This window comes from uncultured Clostridium sp. (assembly GCF_900547735.1).
Lineage (GTDB): Bacteria > Bacillota > Clostridia > Lachnospirales > Lachnospiraceae > Otoolea.
Window position 1 is genome coordinate 20,073 of record NZ_URHZ01000020.1, and the last position, 15,133, is coordinate 35,205.

Here is a 15,133-nt window from a genome sequence, read left to right on the forward strand (position 1 = left end):
ATTTAAATTCGTTTGCATTTTAACAAAAAGTTGTTATAATGTTATCAAGTAAGTTTCCCAAATGGGGATTAAACTTATACATTCACTTATCACTTAAATTACAGGAGGAACATTCATTATGGCAAGAAAAATGAAAACTATGGATGGTAACCACGCAGCCGCACATGCTTCATATGCATATACAGATGTGGCAGCCATCTATCCTATCACCCCGTCCTCACCTATGGCAGAGGCTACAGACGAGTGGGCAACCGATGGAAGAACAAACATTTTCGGCCAGACAGTTCAGATTACAGAGATGCAGTCTGAGGCTGGTGCTGCCGGTGCTGTTCACGGTTCCCTTGCAGCCGGTGCTTTAACAACTACCTACACTGCATCCCAGGGTCTGTTACTGATGATCCCGAACCTTTACAAAATTGCAGGCGAGCAGCTGCCGGGCGTTTTCAACGTATCTGCACGTGCACTTGCAAGCCACGCATTATCTATCTTTGGCGACCATTCCGACGTTTACGCATGTCGTCAGACCGGTTGTGCCATGCTCTGCGAATCCAGCGTACAGGAAGTTATGGACTTAACACCGGTTGCACATCTTGCATCCATCAAGGGTAAAGTTCCATTTATTAACTTCTTCGACGGCTTCCGTACTTCCCACGAGATTCAGAAGGTTGAAACATGGGATTACGAGGATCTGAAAGAGATGGCTGATATGGATGCCATCGATGCATTCCGTAAGAATGCGCTTAACCCGAACCATCCATGCCAGAGAGGTTCCGCTCAGAACCCTGATATCTTCTTCCAGGTAAGAGAGGCATGCAATCCATATTACGATGCATTACCGGCTATCGTTCAGGATTATATGGACAAGGTTAATGCAAAGATCGGTACCGATTACAAGCTGTTTAACTACTACGGCGCTCCAGACGCCGAGCATGTTATCATCGCTATGGGTTCCGTCAATGATACAATTGAAGAGACTATTGACTACCTGCTGGCACAGGGCAGAAAAGTTGGTGTTGTAAAAGTTCGTCTTTACAGACCATTCTGCGCAGACGCATTAGTTGATGCCATTCCGGATTCCGTAAAACAGATTTCCGTATTAGACAGAACAAAAGAGCCAGGTTCCTTAGGCGAGCCGTTATACCTTGATGTTGTTACAGCATTAAAGGGAACAAAATTTGACCAGACTCCAATCTTTACAGGACGTTACGGTTTAGGCTCCAAGGATACAACACCTGCACAGGTCGTTGCCGTATTCGACAACACAGTTAAGAAACAGTTCACCGTAGGTATCGTGGATGACGTTACAAACCTGTCCCTGGAACTGGGCGCTCCGCTTGTAACGACACCGGAAGGAACCGTTAACTGTAAGTTCTGGGGTCTGGGAGCCGACGGTACGGTTGGCGCCAACAAGAACTCCATCAAGATTATCGGTGACAATACGGACATGTATGCACAGGCATACTTTGACTATGACTCCAAGAAATCGGGCGGTGTTACCATGTCTCACCTCCGTTTCGGCCACAAACCGATTAAATCCACATATTTAATCCGCAAGGCCAACTTCGTTGCCTGCCATAACCCTGCTTATATCCGTAAGTACAATATGGTTCAGGAGTGCGTTGACGGCGGAACATTCCTGTTAAACTGCCCATGGGATATGGAAACTCTTGAGGAGCACTTACCGGGACAGGTTAAGAAGTTCATCGCAGATCACAATATCAAATTCTACACCATCGACGGTGTAAAACTCGGTATCGAGACCGGCATGGGCCCGACACGTATCAACACAATCCTTCAGTCCGCATTCTTTAAGCTGGCATCCATCATTCCGGAGGAGAGAGCCATCGAACTGATGAAGGCTGCTGCTCAGGCGACATACGGCCGTAAGGGTGAGGATGTTGTTAAGAAGAACTGGGCTGCTATCGATGCAGGCGCACAGAACGTTGTAGAGATTCAGGTTCCTGAGAGCTGGAAGAACGCAGCAGACGAAGGCCTTGAGATGACTCATGCAACACAGGGCAGAGAAGACGTAGTGAAGTTCGTTAACACAGTTCAGGCTGCTGTTAATGCTCAGGAAGGTAACAACCTGCCTGTATCCGCATTCGTAGACTACGTAGACGGTACAACGCCGTCCGGTTCCTCCGCATATGAGAAACGCGGTATCGCCGTCAATGTTCCTGTATGGAATCCTGACAACTGTATCCAGTGTAACTTCTGTTCCTATGTATGTCCGCACGCTGTAATCCGTCCTGTAGCTCTTACAGAGGAAGAGGCTTCCAAGGCACCGGAAGGAACAAAGACACTTGCTATGACAGGTATGCCACAGTACAAGTTTGCCATCACCGTATCCGCACTTGACTGTACAGGCTGCGGTTCCTGTGCAAACGTATGCCCGGGCAAGAAGGGTGAGAAGGCTCTCGTTATGAATAGTCTTGAGAAGAGCCTCGGAGAGCAGAAGATCTTTGATTACGGCCAGTCACTGGAAGTGAAACAGGATGTAATTGAGAAATTCAAAGAGACTACGGTTAAAGGAAGCCAGTTCAAACAGCCGTTACTTGAGTTCTCAGGCGCATGTGCAGGCTGTGGTGAGACACCATACGCTAAATTAATCACACAGTTATTCGGTGACAGAATGTATATCTCCAATGCGACGGGCTGTTCCTCCATTTGGGGTAACTCTTCACCTTCCACACCATATACGGTAAATAAAGAAGGCAAAGGACCGGCATGGGACAACTCCTTATTTGAGGATTGTGCCGAGTTTGGTTACGGTATGCTCTTAGCTCAGAACGCAATGCGTGACGGCTTAAAGAAGAAAGTAGAAGATATTTTTGCATCTGCAGAAGCTTCCGAAGAAGTTAAGGCAGCCTGCAAAGACTGGTTCGACACATTCGGTTCCGGAGCATTAAACGGTACTGCTACAGACAAGTTAGTTGCCGCATTAGACGGAATTGACTGCTCCGTATGCAAGGACATTGTAAAGAACAAAGACTTCCTCGCTAAGAAATCCCAGTGGGTATTCGGTGGTGACGGATGGGCTTACGATATCGGTTTCGGCGGCGTTGACCACATTCTTGCTTCCGGCAAGGACATCAACGTTATGGTATTCGATACGGAAGTTTACTCCAACACAGGCGGCCAGTCTTCCAAGGCTACACCAACAGGCGCTGTTGCACAGTTCGCAGCAGGCGGTAAGGATGTTAAGAAGAAAGACCTTGCTTCCATCGCTATGAGCTACGGTTATGTATACGTTGCACAGATTTCCATGGGCGCCGACTATGCACAGACTGTAAAGGCACTGGCAGAGGCAGAGGCATATCCGGGACCATCCCTGGTTATCGCTTACGCTCCATGTATCAACCATGGTATCAAGAAAGGTATGGACAAAGCCCAGACAGAGGAGAAGCTGGCTGTAGAGTGCGGTTACTGGCACAACTTCCGCTTCAATCCGGCTGCTGAGAAGAAGTTCAGCCTTGACAGCAAGGCTCCGTCAGGAGACTACCAGGCATTCTTAAACGGCGAGGTTCGTTACACATCCCTTGCACTTAAGAATCCGGAGAGAGCAAAAGAATTATTCGCTAAGAACGAGGAAGCAGCAAAAGAGAGATATCACTACCTCACAAAACTGGTTACTCTGTACGGAAACGACTAATTATTACAATAAAGGCGGACAGCATTTTGCTGTCCGTCTTTTTCAGATCATGGGAAAGCGCTCCTGTGATCTGAAAAGTCCACCGGACAGGATGCGCAATCGCGCGGGAGGAGGCGGAGAAATATGACGGGAACAGGATATGCGGTTAAAAAAATCATAGAGAAAACGGAAAAGAGCACGGTTGACTGGAAAAAAGGCGCCACAGGCAACCGTAGTTTTCCTCTCAAAGAATATAACGGAACCGATTATAAACAGATTTCCAGGAGCGATTTTGCCTCGGAGATACATTCCCTTGAACAAAGCGGACTTTTAAAATGTGACTGGTATCAACGTTACAGCGAGGTGAAGGCGGCCGTATACAGGCTGGATGATCTCCCGGAGTTTTACCGGCTGGCCGGCATCAGGGAGAAGTACAGGCGCCTGGATGCACTCATCGGGTATATTGAATACCAGGATGGACTGTTCCGGCAGGAATGGCTCAGGAAAGCGCTCGGCGATTTGAGGACAGGTCTTCGGGTGGGAAAGATTCCGCCGGAGCTTAAGGCTGCGGAAGAATATCTGAGGGATCGCAACAGTCCGGCAGACCAGTGGCCGCAGGAGGCGGAGCAGTGCGGGAAACTGGAATTGTTCTCCGTCCTCCGGGCGCTGGACCGCCTGGAGGAGCCGGTTTATAAGCGTATTTTCAGCAGCGGCTGCCTGAGGGATACGCTCATCGGCGGGAAGACAGTGAAAGCATCCAAGGTATTTGAAAAGAAATACCAGGACGCCGTCATCTCCTTAGCCGTAACCTATCACGGGAACGTGGACGACAGCATGGACGCCACGCAGATTCTGAGCCAGCTTAATATCGAAGAATACGCTCAGGAGCTGGCGGTAAAAGGGCCTTTAAGGATTGTGCTGGACGGACGGGAGATCGATCTGTCCTGTTTTACCTACGGCACCGTCTTAAACAGTCAGACGCTGAAGTACGGGCATCCGGCAACCCGTCAGCGCATCAGGCGGATTGTGACCGTGGAAAATAAGGCCAATTACGAGCGCATGGCTTATCGGGAGGATACGCTGATTATCTTCTGCCATGGCTATTTCACTCCGCGCGAGCGTGAGTTTCTGATTCGGCTTCGCGAGACGCTTCAGGGAGATGAGGCGGCATATTACCACACCGGAGATCTGGATTACGGCGGCATCTGTATTTTCAGGTATAACAGGGAACGCATATTTCCGGAGCTGCAGCCGCTGTTTATGGACGAGGAGCAGTACAGGCGCAGCTTTGACAGGGCGGAACCGCTTGAAAAGGAGAGCCTCGAAAAGTTGAAAAAAATCAGGGAACCGCTGCTGCAGCCCCTGATTGACTGCATTTTGGAGACGGGAATGGGCATTGAGCAGGAAAATTTTCAGGACAACCTTCCCAATCTTTGATATAATAGAGAAAATGAACCGGAGGAACTTAAATGAACCGTTTATTTTCTGATAAAGAACTGAAGCTGCTGATCGTGCCCCTGCTGATCGAGCAGGTTCTGGCCATTACGGTGGGAATGGCCGATACAATGATGATATCCTACGCAGGGGAGGCCGCCATATCGGGAGTCGCTCTGGTGGATCTGATCAATCTCCTTCTAATCAACGTATTCGCAGCCCTGGCGACGGGTGGGGCCGTTGTATCTTCCCAATATCTGGGGAAGGGCAGTAAGGAGATGTGCAGGGAATCGGCCGGTCAGTTACTCATTGTGACCACCTTCATCTCCCTCGCCATTATGGTAATTGTGCTGGCGGCGAAACGCCACTTTCTGGGACTTCTGTATCCGACGGTAACGGAAGATGTTATGGTCAATGCGGTCACCTACCTGCAGATATCGGCCTATTCTTACCCTTTCCTGGCAGTGTTTAACTCCTGTGCCGCGCTGTTCCGTTCCATGGGTAATTCCAAGGTTTCGATGAAGGTCTCGGTACTCATGAACTTGATTAACGTGGTGGGCAACGCAATCCTTATTTTCGGCTTTTCCATGGGAGTGGCGGGCGCCGCATGGGCAACCGCATTCGCAAGGGGAGTGGCTGCCGTTATTATGGTCCTGCTCCTTCGGAACAGGGAGAATATCATTTATCTGGAAGCAAAATCCCTCTGCCGCCTGAACGGTTCCATGATCCGAAGGATCCTGTACATAGGCATCCCGAACGGGATAGAGAACGGATTGTTCCAGTTCGGCCGCGTGCTGATTGTCAGCATTATCGCCGGATTTGGAACCGTCCAGATTGCGGCCAATGCGGTTGCCAATAACCTGGATAACATGGGGCTGATCTCGGGCATGGCGCTGAACCTGGCGATGGTGACCGTGGTAGGGCGCTGTGTCGGGGCAAAGGATTATGAACAGGCCGAGTATTATGTGAAAAAACTGATGAAAATTGCGTATATTGCAGGTCTGGTCACAAACGGCCTGGTGGTGCTCGTGATGCCGCTTGCCCTGAAGGTCTATTCCCTGACGGCGGAGACGGCGGAACTGACGCGCGTTCTGGTGTGGATCCACTGCATCGGTGCAATCATTATGTGGCCGGTTGCATTCACCCTTCCAAACGCCCTGAGAGCGGCCAACGATGTGAAAATGCCGATGGTTACCTCGGTCTTTTCCATGATCATGTTCCGGATTCTGTTCAGTGTCATTCTGGGAATCCATTTTAAGATGGGCGTGATCGGAGTCTGGATTGCAATGCTGATGGACTGGATCTTCCGGCTTACCCTGTTTATCCTGCGTTACCGGAAGGGAAAGTGGAAGAAGATGAGCCTGATTTAAGGGCGGCGACGGGGGACAGCGGCTGCCCGGAATGGTTATGTGAACAGAGAAAGAATATTACAAACGAAGAGGTGGAGAGATGAACAGCCGGTTTGACTTTTATATTCCATCCAGCGATGGGGTGTCGAGAATTCACGGCGTCCACTGGGTACCGTGCGGGGAGGCGAAAGCGTCGCTCCAGGTTAACCATGGGATGCTGGAGCATATCGGACGGTATGCCGGATTTGCCGGGGCTATGAATGAAAAAGGAATTGCCGTGATTGGCCACGATCATCTGGGCCATGGAAAGACGGCGCGTCCCGGCATGCTGGGAACATTTGCCGATGAAAACGGAGCCGGTTTTGTACTGGAGGATATCAAGCGGGTTTCGGATTATGTGGGGCGCCAATACCCGGCTCTACCCCATTTTATCCATGGACACAGTATGGGCTCTTTTTTTGTCAGGCGGTATCTGACACAGTACGGCGGCGATGTGGCCGGGGCCGTTATCATGGGCACGGGAAGCAAGCCCGGGCCTGTCCTAAAAATCGGCATGGAGGCGGTACGGCATGCCATAAGGAGAGAGGGGCGTGATTACCACAATGAGACGCTCCACAGTCTTGTGCTGGGCAGTTACAACCGGCCGTTTGAGCCGGGAGAGACAAAGCACGACTGGCTTTCCAGAGATATCGGCGAAGACCGGAAGTTCGAGGACGACCCGGACTGCCGGTTTATCTTCTCAAACGGAGCCTATGAAGACTTTTTCCACATAATGGAGGACTTGAACCGGAAAAAGCAGTTTGAACAGATCCCGAAAACACTTTCCATCCTGCTTCTGTCGGGAGAACTCGACCCCGTGGGTGACCGGGGGAAGGGCGTAAGAAAGGTTTACAGGGAATTCTGCGGCCTGGGACTGGAGGACGTCACAATGAAACTGTACCCGCAGGCCCGCCATGAGCTGATCAATGAGTTAAACCGGGACGAGGTATATGAAGATATTGCGGCCTGGATTTTGAAAAGAAGCTGAGAAACCGGCCCGCAGAGGGATTTTTCAGGGAGCGGGCCGGGCCGCTATCTTACAGAGGCCTCATTGCGTTTCAACTAAATTTTAATCTTTTTCCCTTCATAACCTTGAACCCGTAAGAGAGATATGATAAAATACGGCATACAAAGTTTTATTTCAATTCACTGGAACCGTATCAAGGTTCCCCTATTCTATGATTCAAACTATCAGAAGTTCAAATTATCTCAAATGTTTCCAATATAAATTCCAACAGAGTATTCCTAATCCTTTCTATATTTCTATCGATTTCACTATTTTTATTATTTCATTATTTCCATTATTTCTATTATTTCATTTAAGGAGGTCTTTTCGTGTTCAGTAAAATTAACAGTCTGGGAATTCACGGCGTGGAGGGGTTCCCCGTCACGGTGGAGGCTGATGTCAGCGACGGCCTTCCGGGATTTATTATGGTAGGCTATCTCTCGGAGGCCGTCAAGGAAGCGCAGGACCGGGTGAGGATGGCGCTTAAAAACTCCGGATTTTATCTGCCGCCGAAAAAGGTGATGGTCAATCTGTCGCCCGGTGATATCAGGAAAGAGGGGACGGCCTATGACTTGGCGATTGCGGCAGCGGTGCTCTGCAGTCTCGGTGAAGTGCCGCAGGAAGGGTTTGAGCAGGCGGCTTTAATCGGTGAGCTGGGGCTGGACGGCAGTATTAAACCGGTGAGAGGCGTTCTTTCACGTGTGTTCGCCGCCTCCAAGCTGGGAATCCGCCGCTTTTTTGTTCCGGAGGAGAATGTATCGGAGGGGACGGCCGTAAAGGGGATGGAGATTGTGGGGGTTGGAAATTTAAGGAAACTTGCCGGAATTCTGAGCGGTACGGAGCCGTCCTGCGGTCGCTTTTTCGATGAATCCCTGTTTCAGGAGTCAAACAGCATATCGTATCCGGTGGATTACGAGGAACTGACCGGCCTTACCACGGTCAGGCGGGCGTGTCAGGCTGCAGCCGCAGGCAGGCATAATATTCTGCTGATCGGGCCTGCAGGTACGGGAAAGACGATGGCGGCACGGAGACTTCCTACCATTATGCCTCCCATTTCAATGGAAGAGAGCATAGAGGTTTCTAAAATATACAGTATCTGCGGAATGCTGAAAAAGGAGCAGCCACTTATCAGGACAAGGCCTTTTAGAAGCCCGCACCACAGCATTACGGCCCAGGCGCTGGCCGGGGGAGGGAGGAATCCGCGGCCGGGGGAGGTTTCCCTGGCCACCCATGGAATCCTGTTTCTCGATGAACTGCCGGAGTTTACGCCTGCACTGTTGGATTTGCTCCGCCAGCCGATGGAGGAACGGAAAATCACCGTATCGAGGATGAACGGCTCGGTGGAATTCCCGGCGGATACAATGATAGCCGCTGCAATGAATCCCTGTAAATGCGGATTTTACCCCGATGTCGGCCGCTGCACCTGCACGGAACCGCAGATAAGACGTTACTTAAGCCGGATATCGGGTCCGTTTCTGGATCGGATTGACATTGGCGTGGAGGTGCCGAGGCAGCCGCAGGAATTTCCCGGCTCCAGGAAGAAGGGGGAGAGCTCTGCCGTTATGAGGGAACGGGTCATGGCGGCCAGAATGATACAGGAGGAACGTTTTAAAGGGGAGAACTGCCGCTTCAACAGTCAGATGGAAAGGCGCCAGACCGAACGGTACTGCGGTCTTAAGAAAGCGGACGAGCGTTTCCTGGGGGAGATATACAGGACATACGGCCTGAGTGCGAGAGCTTACGAAAAAATTCTTAAGACGGCCAGAACACTGGCGGATTTGGATGAGAAGAAACAGATTACCAGGGAGCATCTCAGCGAGGCGGTTTCCTTCAGGAGCTTTGAGAAAAAATACTGGGGATTTAAATTTTAGGCCAGGGTATGAAAACCGGACGACTTCGGGAAGGCAGGGATATGGACGACCGGCAGTGGAATGAATGAAGAGAGGATAAAAGAGAAGAATATGGAGAAGGAAAAGCTTTATCTCTATTGGCTCAGCCGGATAGACGGCATCGGCGCGGTCAAGACAAAAAAACTTTTGGAATATACCGGGAGTTTTGAAGCAATATATAATATGAAGAAACAGGATCTGGAACGGCTTCCGTTTTTGAGGGGAGACGATGCGAAACGGATAGAAAATGCGAAGCCGTGTCTGGCTCAGCGGCAAACTGAATATGGAGAGCTTGCCGGAAAAGAGATCCGTTTTATTATGGCCGGAGAACCGGAATATCCGCACCGTCTTGAGAGCATCTATGACAAGCCGATGTGGCTCTTTGTAAAAGGCAGGTTACCGGATGACCGTCAGCCCTCCGTGGCCGTCGTGGGAGCCAGAAGCTGTACTTCTTACGGACGCCAGGTGGCGGAATATCTGTGCAGGGTGCTGGCTGAAAACGGGATACAGACCGTCAGCGGCCTGGCGCGGGGGATCGACGGAGCGGCTCACAGAGGCACTGTAAATGTGCAGGGGGCCTCGTACGCTATTCTGGGAAGCGGAGTTGATCATTGTTACCCCAGAGAGAATCTGAGCCTTTATCATGTCATTTTGGAAACGGGAGGGGTGATTTCCGAATACGGTCCGGGAGAGAAACCGGCAGCCGGTCATTTCCCTGCGCGGAACAGGATCATAAGCGGCCTGGCGGATGCTGTGATTGTCGTGGAGGCCAGAAAAAAGAGCGGTTCCCTGATCACGGCGGATCAGGCCCTGGAACAGGGAAAGGAAGTATTTGCCGTCCCCGGGCGGGTGAACGACCTTCTGAGCGAGGGCTGCAACAGCCTTATAAAACAGGGAGCGGCGCTCTTACAATCTCCGGAAGATATCCTTGATTTTTTCAGAATAGAATGTAAAAAATCCCTAAAACTCGTGAAAAGATCAATAAAGACGCTTGCCAAGACGGAAAAAATGGTGTATAGTTGCTTAGATTCACAACCAAAACATGTAGAAGAACTGATTAGAATGAGTAAACTGCCGACAGGGGAATGCATGGCAGCGCTCTTAAAACTAGAACTGGACGGATTTATTTTGCAGCCTGTCAATCAATACTATGTAAGAAAATTGGAGTAGGAGTTTTGTTATGTCAAAGAGTCTGGTAATTGTGGAGTCACCGGCAAAGGTGAAAACAATTAAGAAGTTCCTGGGAACAAATTATGAAGTGGACGCATCGGGAGGACATGTAAGAGATCTTCCAAAGAGCACACTGGGAATAGATGTGGAGAATGATTATGAACCGAAGTATATTACCATCAGAGGTAAGGGCGATATACTGGCAAAGCTCCGCAAAGAAGTGAAAAAAGCCGATAAAATTTATCTGGCGACTGACCCTGACCGCGAGGGGGAAGCGATTTCCTGGCATCTGGTAAAGGCGCTGAAGTTAGATGAGCTGAAGGACAAGAAAGTGTACCGTATCAGCTTCAACGAGATTACAAAGAACGCGGTAAAGGCATCCCTCAAGGAACCGCGTGAGATAGATATGAATCTGGTGGATGCACAGCAGACCAGACGAGTTCTGGACCGTATGGTGGGCTATATGATCAGCCCGATTCTCTGGGCAAAGGTCAAGAGGGGACTGAGCGCCGGACGTGTCCAGTCCGTGGCACTCAGGATGATATGCGACAGGGAGGATGAGATCAACTCATTTATTCCCGAGGAATACTGGAACCTGGAAGCCGAGTTAAAGGTTCCCGGCTCCAAGAAGAAACTGACGGCCAAGTATTACGGCAGCGGCAGCGGAAAGAAGACGATCGGCAACAAGGAAGAGCTGGATCAGATTCTGGCCGAACTGGAAGGCAAACCGTATGAAGTCAGTGAAGTAAAACTGGGAGAGCGCGTGAAGAAAGCGCCGATTCCATTTACCACCAGTACCCTGCAGCAGGAGGCGTCAAAGGCGCTCAACTTTTCCACGCAGAAGACCATGCGTCTGGCACAGCAGCTCTATGAGGGCGTTGACGTCAAGGGCCACGGCACGGTAGGTCTCATCACTTACCTGCGTACCGATTCCACGCGTATTGCGGCGGAGGCGGATACGGCTGCAAGAGAATATATCAAAGCCCAGTACGGCGGCCAGTATGTGGCAGAGGAGATGACGGCGAAGAAGACGGACGTCAAGATTCAGGATGCGCACGAGGCAATCAGGCCGACCGATATTGCGATGACGCCTGTTCTTGTCAAGGAATCCCTTTCCAGGGATTTATTCCGCCTGTATCAGCTCATCTGGAAACGTTTTACCGCGAGCCGTATGAAACCGGCCGTATATGAGACGACATCGGTCAGGGTTGCGGCGGGAGATCACATCTTTACGCTGGCAGCGTCCAAAGTGAAGTTCGACGGATTCATGTCCGTTTATATACAGGAAGAGGATAAGGAAGAGAGCAACGCCCTGACGGAGAAGCTTGAGAAGGGAATGAAACTGGAACTTCTGGAACTTGACAGCAGCCAGCATTTCACCCAGCCGCCCGCGCACTATACGGAGGCATCCCTTGTCAAAGCGCTGGAAGAGCAGGGAATTGGACGTCCCAGTACCTACGCTCCGACGATTACGACAATTATTGCAAGACGCTATGTGGCAAAGGAGAACAAAAACCTGTATGTCACGGAGCTTGGCGAGGTTGTAAACGGAATGATGAAAAAGGCGTTCCCAACCATCGTGGATACCGCCTTTACGGCGAACATGGAATACCTGCTCGACAGCATCGGAGACGGAAATATGCCGTGGAAGACGGTTGTAGAGAATTTTTATCCGGATTTGGCCGAAGCTGTGAAAGAAGCGGACGTTAAACTCGATACTGTCAAAATTGCCGATGAAGTAACGGAAGAAATCTGTGAACTCTGTGGCAGGAACCTTGTTATCAAATACGGCCCTCACGGCAAATTCCTGGCCTGTCCGGGATTCCCGGACTGCAAGAACACGAAACCGTATCTTGAAAAAATCGGTGTGAAGTGTCCGAAATGCGGCAAGGAAGTTGTGATCCGAAAGACCAAGAAAGGCCGTAAATACTACGGATGTGAGGATAATCCAGACTGTGATTTCATGTCCTGGCAGAAACCGTCCATGGAAAAATGTCCGGAGTGCGGCGGCATGATGGTGGAGAAAGGAAGCAAGCTTCTCTGCACAAATGAGGCCTGTGGATTTGTCAAAACGCTTAATGAGCGTCCCTAATTATTAAAAAAATTTAAAAAACCAGAAAAACTCTTGTTATTAATCTGAAATCGTGTTAAAATTTGTACATGATAGCAATAATTTCTAACGATACAAAGATTAAGCAAAGGAGGTAACTGGTAATGAGTGTTCAGTTGTTGGACAAAACAAGAAAAATCAACAAATTATTGCATAACAATCATTCTCACAAAGTTGTCTTTAATGACATCTGTGAAGTGCTCGGCGAGATTCTGCAGTCAAACATTCTTGTAATAAGCAAGAAGGGAAAAGTGCTGGGGGTTGCGATTTGTCCCGGAATTGATGAGATAGAGGAACTGATCGAAGACCAGGTAGGCGGTTACATTGACCGCATGCTGAATGAACGTCTTCTGAGCGTTTTATCTACCAAAGAAAATGTCAATCTTGCGACGCTGGGCTTTGCAGAGGAAAATGTCAAGAAGTATCAGGCTATCATTACACCAATCGACATTTCCGGCGAGCGTCTGGGGACGCTGTTTATCTACAAAGCAGATGCAAATTATGATATTGACGACATTATTCTGAGCGAATACGGCACCGCGGTAGTAGGACTTGAGATGATGCGCTCCGTGAATGAGGAGAATGCAGAAGAGACCAGAAAGATTCAGATTGTAAAGTCTGCTATCAGCACATTATCATTTTCAGAACTGGAAGCAATCACACACATTTTCGACGAACTGGAAGGCAATGAGGGTATCCTGGTTGCCAGCAAGATTGCAGACAGAGTTGGTATCACCCGTTCTGTCATTGTCAATGCACTGCGCAAATTCGAGAGCGCCGGTGTTATTGAATCACGTTCTTCCGGCATGAAAGGCACTTACATCAAAGTATTGAATGATGTCGTATTTGATGAACTTAAGACTTTGAAAACAGAGACAAAATAATATTGACTTGAAAATTCATTTTACATGAATTGTTTATGCAAAAAAGGAACCGGCATGGGTGAGGGTGTAGCCGATTCCTTTTTTGGTGCCCTGAATTTGCAGATACAGGAATTCAAGGCATCTTTTTTCTTGTTTATTTCGGCTGTTTCTTATTCCGTAAAGTCCTTTTTGAGTATCCGTGTTCAGACTATTAAAATTATTCCAGTGCATTTTTAATATCCGTGCCCGGGACTTCCATCGGATAATGCCCCGTAAAGCAGGCCGTGCAGAGCGGAAGGCCGCCGACCATCTCCGGAAGCTGTTCTGCGGGCATGTAAGCCAGGGAGTCTGCGCCTATGGACCGTCGGATTTCCTCCGTGGAATGGCTGCTGGCAATCAACTGCCTGTTGGAGGGAACGTCGGTTCCAAAGTAGCAGGGATACAGAAACGGCGGAGAGGAGATTCTCACGTGAACCTCCAGAGCTCCTGCCTCCTTGAGCATGTGAATCAGATTTTTAATTGTGGTGCCGCGCACGATGGAATCATCCACCAGCACAATGCGTTTCCCTTTCACGGCGGGAGCCAGCACGCTGAGCTTGATCTTCACGCTGTTTTCACGTTCCTTCTGGCTGGATTTGATAAAAGTTCTTCCAACATAACTGTTTTTGTGGAAGATGAGCTCAAAAGGGATGCCTGACGCTCTGGAATACCCCATAGCCGCCGTCAGGCCGGAGTCGGGGACACCGGCTGCAAGATCGGCAGAAACAGGGCAGGAACGGGCCAGAATGGCTCCGCCCCGCAGCCGGGCTTCATATACGCTTACATGGTCCAGCCGGCTGTCCAGTCTGGCGAAGTAAATATATTCAAAGATGCAGTGGGCGTTTTCAGCCTGCCGCAGTTCCGTATCGGAGTGAAGGCCGTCCTTTGTAATGGTGACAATCTCCCCCGGTGCAATGTCGCGGATAAATTCACCTCCGGCAGCTTCTATGGCGCAGCTTTCCGAAGCAATGAGCCACGCATGGTTCATCCTGCCGAGGCAGAGCGGTTTCAGACCGTAGGGATCGCGGACTCCAATCAGTTTTCTGGGGCTGGCAATTACAAGGCCGTAGGCACCCTTTATCTTTGCGGCCGCCCGCTTGATGGCATCTTCCACAGTAGATGTATTAAGGCGTTCCCTGGCAATGTGGAGCGCGATGGCCTCAGAGTCAATAGTCGTCTGAAAAACGGCTCCCGTTTTTTCAAGTTCCCGTTTCAGTTCGGCGGCGTTGACAAGATTGCCGTTGTGTGCCAGAGTGAGAGTTCCCTTAATGTAATTTAAAACGAGCGGCTGGGCATTTTCCAAAGTAGCGGCTCCGGTTGTAGCGTAACGGACGTGGCCGATGCCGATATTTCCGGTAAGACGGGCCAGTATATCAGGCGTAAATACCTCCTGCACAAGCCCCAGGCCTTTATGGCACAGAGCCGGAGCCATTGGCCCGTTGGTGTCGCCGACTGCAATTCCGCATGATTCCTGGCCCCGGTGCTGAAGTGCACAGAGACCATAAAAAATATCTGCTGAGACATCGGAACCGCCCGTATTAAAAATTCCAAAAACACCGCATTCTTCTCTTAGTCCCGTAGTTTGTTCAGATGGCTGCATAGC

The 15,133-nt window shown here is 50.0% G+C and carries 9 protein-coding genes; 8 read left to right on the forward strand and 1 reads right to left on the reverse strand.

Annotation, left to right across the window (positions count from 1 at the left end; translation table 11 throughout):
• Positions 1-118: 118 nt before the first annotated feature.
• The 8 genes from nifJ (at position 119) to codY (ending at position 13,512) form a co-directional block, all read left to right on the forward strand.
• Positions 119-3,652 (forward strand): pyruvate:ferredoxin (flavodoxin) oxidoreductase, encoded by a 3,534-nt coding sequence (gene nifJ, locus QZT18_RS08575; protein WP_294146651.1) that lies wholly within the window; start codon positions 119-121, stop codon positions 3,650-3,652.
• Between the two features lie 123 nt (positions 3,653-3,775).
• Entirely contained in the window at positions 3,776-5,068 is a 1,293-nt protein-coding gene (locus tag QZT18_RS08580; RefSeq protein WP_294146653.1) for a Wadjet anti-phage system protein JetD domain-containing protein, read from the forward strand.
• A 32-nt stretch (positions 5,069-5,100) separates the two neighbouring features.
• A complete protein-coding gene (locus QZT18_RS08585) occupies positions 5,101-6,435 on the forward strand; it encodes an MATE family efflux transporter (RefSeq protein ID WP_294146655.1) in 1,335 nt (444 codons plus the stop codon).
• A 79-nt stretch (positions 6,436-6,514) separates the two neighbouring features.
• Positions 6,515-7,441 carry an alpha/beta fold hydrolase gene (locus QZT18_RS08590; RefSeq protein ID WP_294146656.1) on the forward strand — a complete coding sequence of 309 codons (927 nt, stop codon included), beginning with the start codon at positions 6,515-6,517 and terminating at the stop codon, positions 7,439-7,441.
• Between the two features lie 347 nt (positions 7,442-7,788).
• Positions 7,789-9,330, forward strand: a complete 1,542-nt coding sequence (locus QZT18_RS08595; RefSeq protein WP_294146658.1) for a YifB family Mg chelatase-like AAA ATPase — start codon at positions 7,789-7,791, stop codon at positions 9,328-9,330.
• Positions 9,331-9,420: 90 nt separating this feature from the next.
• Complete coding sequence (gene dprA / locus QZT18_RS08600) at positions 9,421-10,518, forward strand: DNA-processing protein DprA (RefSeq protein WP_294146660.1); 1,098 nt, start codon at positions 9,421-9,423, stop codon at positions 10,516-10,518.
• Between the two features lie 10 nt (positions 10,519-10,528).
• Positions 10,529-12,610, forward strand: a complete 2,082-nt coding sequence (gene topA / locus QZT18_RS08605) for a type I DNA topoisomerase (RefSeq protein ID WP_294146662.1) — start codon at positions 10,529-10,531, stop codon at positions 12,608-12,610.
• Between the two features lie 122 nt (positions 12,611-12,732).
• Entirely contained in the window at positions 12,733-13,512 is a 780-nt protein-coding gene (codY, locus tag QZT18_RS08610; protein WP_125140227.1) for a GTP-sensing pleiotropic transcriptional regulator CodY, read from the forward strand.
• A 196-nt stretch (positions 13,513-13,708) separates the two neighbouring features.
• Here codY and purF read toward each other — a convergent pair whose 3' ends face one another.
• Positions 13,709-15,130, reverse strand: a complete 1,422-nt coding sequence (gene purF / locus QZT18_RS08615) for an amidophosphoribosyltransferase (RefSeq protein WP_294146663.1) — start codon at positions 15,128-15,130, stop codon at positions 13,709-13,711.
• Between the last annotated feature and the right edge of the window lie 3 nt (positions 15,131-15,133).

Excerpts from the sequence above, each read along its gene's own strand:
- QZT18_RS08580 (WP_294146653.1), top strand. The coding sequence starts at position 3,776 with ATGACGGGAACAGGATATGCGGTTAAAAAAATCATAGAGAAAACGGAA.
- nifJ (WP_294146651.1), top strand. The coding sequence starts at position 119 with ATGGCAAGAAAAATGAAAACTATGGATGGTAACCACGCAGCCGCACAT.
- dprA (WP_294146660.1), top strand. The coding sequence starts at position 9,421 with ATGGAGAAGGAAAAGCTTTATCTCTATTGGCTCAGCCGGATAGACGGC.
- QZT18_RS08590 (WP_294146656.1), top strand. The coding sequence starts at position 6,515 with ATGAACAGCCGGTTTGACTTTTATATTCCATCCAGCGATGGGGTGTCG.
- purF (WP_294146663.1), bottom strand. The coding sequence starts at position 15,130 with ATGCAGCCATCTGAACAAACTACGGGACTAAGAGAAGAATGCGGTGTT.
- codY (WP_125140227.1), top strand. The coding sequence starts at position 12,733 with ATGAGTGTTCAGTTGTTGGACAAAACAAGAAAAATCAACAAATTATTG.
- QZT18_RS08585 (WP_294146655.1), top strand. The coding sequence starts at position 5,101 with ATGAACCGTTTATTTTCTGATAAAGAACTGAAGCTGCTGATCGTGCCC.
- topA (WP_294146662.1), top strand. The coding sequence starts at position 10,529 with ATGTCAAAGAGTCTGGTAATTGTGGAGTCACCGGCAAAGGTGAAAACA.